The organism is Pseudomonas sp. IT-P258 (assembly GCF_949767825.1).
GTDB lineage: Bacteria > Pseudomonadota > Gammaproteobacteria > Pseudomonadales > Pseudomonadaceae > Aquipseudomonas > Aquipseudomonas monachiensis.
The window spans coordinates 1-343 of record NZ_CATKPU010000079.1 but is presented as its reverse complement, the minus strand read 5'-3'; the positions used below and the strand labels follow the sequence as shown (position 1 = coordinate 343).

Annotated in this window: 1 protein-coding gene; it reads left to right on the top strand. The window is 61.5% G+C overall.

Features of this window, described 5'->3' with window-relative positions; translation table 11 throughout:
• Positions 1 to 343, top strand: a 343-nt coding sequence (locus ACM6G4_RS24325) for an immunoglobulin-like domain-containing protein (RefSeq protein ID WP_414914783.1), incomplete at both ends; no start/stop codon positions are given.

Below are 343 nucleotides of genomic sequence, written 5' to 3'. Positions count from 1 at the left end.
CAGGTCACCTACACCGTGACCCTGACCAACGCGGCCGGTCTGCCGGTCAATAACCACGGCCCGTTGGAATTCACCCTCTCCGATGGCACCAAAATCACCGTCCCGGCCAATACCGCGACTGGCACGGCAACCATCGCCGCTGCCGACGACGTGTTCACCGGCGGCCAGGCGCCGATCGTCAACAAGCTCGAGAGCGTTACTGGCGCAGACAATTTCGAAAAACTGACCCTGAGTCAGACCGAGGTCGCAACCACGGTCACCGATGAGCCATCAGGCCAAGGCGACAAGGTCACGGTGAGCATCGCCAGCAACGGCGATGTACAGGAAAACCTCGCGCCAACCT